The sequence below is a fragment of the Enhygromyxa salina genome, assembly GCF_000737335.2.
Taxonomy (GTDB): Bacteria; Myxococcota_A; Polyangia; order Nannocystales; family Nannocystaceae; genus Plesiocystis; species Plesiocystis salina_C.
The window spans coordinates 1-2,714 of the sequence record NZ_JMCC02000239.1; the positions used below are offsets into that span (position 1 = coordinate 1).

At 67.3% G+C, this 2,714-nt stretch carries 3 protein-coding genes and 1 pseudogene; 2 read left to right on the forward strand and 2 right to left on the reverse strand.

All coding sequences use genetic code 11. The features are described from left to right. Both DB30_RS40525 and DB30_RS40530 read right to left on the reverse strand, forming a co-directional pair. Window positions 1–588 (reverse strand): annotated as a pseudogene (locus tag DB30_RS40525) (hypothetical protein); the annotation flags it as partial. 95 nt (window positions 589–683) lie between these two features. Further along, complete coding sequence (locus DB30_RS40530) at window positions 684–1,526, reverse strand: hypothetical protein (protein WP_052559468.1); 843 nt, start codon at window positions 1,524–1,526, stop codon at window positions 684–686. 66 nt (window positions 1,527–1,592) lie between these two features. On the opposite strand from DB30_RS40530, the gene DB30_RS40535 reads away from it, so the two are divergent. Together DB30_RS40535 and DB30_RS40540 are read left to right on the forward strand one after the other, a co-directional pair. Further along, on the forward strand, window positions 1,593–2,276 hold the full coding sequence (locus DB30_RS40535) for a hypothetical protein (protein WP_052559470.1): 684 nt from the start codon (window positions 1,593–1,595) through the stop codon (window positions 2,274–2,276). Window positions 2,277–2,338: 62 nt separating this feature from the next. Next, the gene (locus DB30_RS40540; RefSeq protein WP_052559472.1) at window positions 2,339–2,575 is read left to right on the forward strand and encodes an RNA recognition motif domain-containing protein; all 237 of its coding nucleotides are present in this window, start codon (window positions 2,339–2,341) and stop codon (window positions 2,573–2,575) included. The last annotated feature ends 139 nt before the right edge of the window (window positions 2,576–2,714 follow it).

A 2,714-nucleotide genomic window follows, 5' to 3' on the forward strand; every position in this document is an offset into this window, starting at 1 on the left:
GGTTGGGGGCGCGGCGGTCGGCGGAGCTTCGACCGCGGGCGCAGGCTCAGGGGCAGGCGCGGCGTCCTTGGGCAGCTTGGGCGGCGCCGCCGAATGCTCTGCCACGTCGCTGAGCTGATCCATGCGCTCGAGCTGGCTGACGTCCGCGCCCCGACCTGGACCCGCGTGGGCGAGCATCGGGCTGACCAACAACGGCAGCGCACCCGCGACGGCGATCAATCCCCGGCGCATCTGCGTGGCCAAGCTGCGCTCGAGCCAACCGCCGGGCCCGGCCTCGAGCAGCTCCCCGCGCAGGTCTTCCGTCATGTGCCAGTCGTGGGTGGGCACGTGATCCAGCGCGTGAACCCCCAGCGGGATGCCAAAGCGCGGGGTCTCGCAGCTCAGGATCACCCGGCCGCCCGCGAGCTCGCTGATCTCGTAGTGGCTGCGCGCGATCGCGTCGGCGACCAGGATCTCGGCGAGACCGGCGTAGCGGTGAGCGGGCGAGCTGGGCGCGGGGCGATCAAAGTCGCGGATCGTCGCCGGGCGATCGACCCACTCCGCCTCACGGCAGCGAAGATCGAGAGCGGACAGGGGCGTGGGCTTCATCGAGGTCATGACGGGTCGCAATCGTGCCCCGGACGGGGCTGACGTGGGTAGTCTGCCAGAGCCCGGATCGGTTCAGGAGAGTTTTCGCGGGCCGGCTACGGCGAAGAATTTGAACCCTCGAGCTGAGCGAGCATCTCTTGGGCCGCCGAGATCCGAGCCTGGGCCTCATGAGCCAGCAGCCGCGGCCGCAGGCGGGCGTCGGTGTCGTTGAGCTTGATCAAGAACGCCGCTGACAACGGGCGCCCTCGATGGATATGATCGTAGAGGTCGTCGAACACCTCGATGTCGACCGCGTCGACTTGTGGATCCGCGGGCGTGGGCGTGGTCGCGTGCACGGTCTGGCGTTCGGGCCGGACGACCTGCAGCGCGCGGGCCTGATCCCCGCGACCGAGCCAGCCCAGGACCTCGGCGATCGACGCCTCGGGGTCTTCGATCAGCGACTGGTACGAGCACACGTGAGCCGCGTAGCGCCGGGTCGCGATGTCGCGCAGCAGCCCATAGTTGTCGACCCACCACTCCAGCGCCGGTGGAAGCTCGTGGCGCAAGATCAGCTCGTGCGACTCGAGGCCAGCGTGCTCGCGGTGGAGCTCCCGCAGGCGCGCGCGCGAGACCGCGAATTGTCGCCACTCGCGGACCGTCCCGATCACGCGGCCGACGTAGGCCAGGTCGCTGCGGACCAACCCCGGGACCATGATCTTGACCGCGTGGAAGTTGGTCTGGTCCGGGAACAAGAACGCCCCGGTGAGCGGGTGTGGATTGGTCCGATAGTAGATGCCGCCGAGCAGCTGCGACTCCCAGTAGCCGTCTGGGTTGGCGCTGGACATGAGCGCCCGCCAGTCGCCGGGGAACGCCTCACCGATCGCCTCGAAGCCGGCCGCGACGAGGATCTGCATCCACATCGAGGTGCCCGATCGCGGCGTGCCTGTGACGATCAACATCGCTGCGAGTAGACCACGACCGCGCACGGGACAAAAGCTGCGGCGCCTCGCCCTATACTCGCGGACATGGCCGAGCCACCCGCCCACAGCCCGCCGGCTCCGTCGGCTGGCAAGCGAACACCCGCTCAGCGCGCTGCGCGTACGCTGATCAAGGCGGTGCTTCCAAGGCCCAGCCGATCCTCGAGGTTCATCCGCTACTCGCTCTACGTGTTCGTCGTTGGGTTTGCGCTGGTGCTCTCTGCCGCCTCGCTGCCGGTCGTCGGTCGCTGGCTGCGGGACCACACGATCGGCCCGCTGCCGGCCAATCGAAGCCTGGGTCTGGCGCTCGAGGGCATCGCCAACGCGATCGACTTCCTGGGTGTGCTGTTCATCGGCGGCGCCGTGTTCTCGTCGCAGATGGCCAAGTTCGTTCAGGACAAGGCGGTCGATTACGAGCACGCGATGACGACCGCATTTGGTGCCGACAGCTACGAGATCTCCGTCGAGATCGACGCCTCGGTCGCCCGCATTGATGACCTGATCGACCGCGCCGCCTGGGCGGGGTTTGGACGAACCGTGTGGGACGGCTGGAAAGAGGCGCGACGGCTCTACTACTTGATCTTCGATCTGCCGGGCCACTACGGCCGCTACGCCTGGACCATGGTCGTGACCCGGTTCCCCGGCGGCTTCTTTGGGCTCCTCGCGTTCCTCACCTTTGGCTCGAGCGCGGCCCTCAAGACCGCCAAGCTCTGGGTCGACATGGGTCTGTAATCGCCGGCGAAGTCTCGGGTGTATGTGGGGGTCTGAAATTCGGGTATATGTGCAGACGGCCGATGGTGACGCTTTACATCGGTGGGCTCGACCCACAAATCAACGAGAGCCAGCTCCTGGCGTTGTTCGCCGACTTCGGGGTGATCACGCAGACGCGCGTGGTCACCGATGATGATGGGGTCTGCCGTGGATTCGCGTATGTGACCTTCGAGGATGACCTCGCCGCGGCGAAGGCTCGCGTGGCGCTCAACGGCAAAGAGATCCAGGGACAGACGCTGCGGGTCGCGTTGGCGACTTGAGCTGAGAGAGGCTGGCGCGTCAGACCAACGAGACATGCGGGGGTCGATGTGCTGATCGGGCAGCGCGCACGACCCGTGAGGGTCCCTCCGGGCACGGAGGGCTCAAGACGCTAATTTGCGTTGTCATGGATCGCTGTCG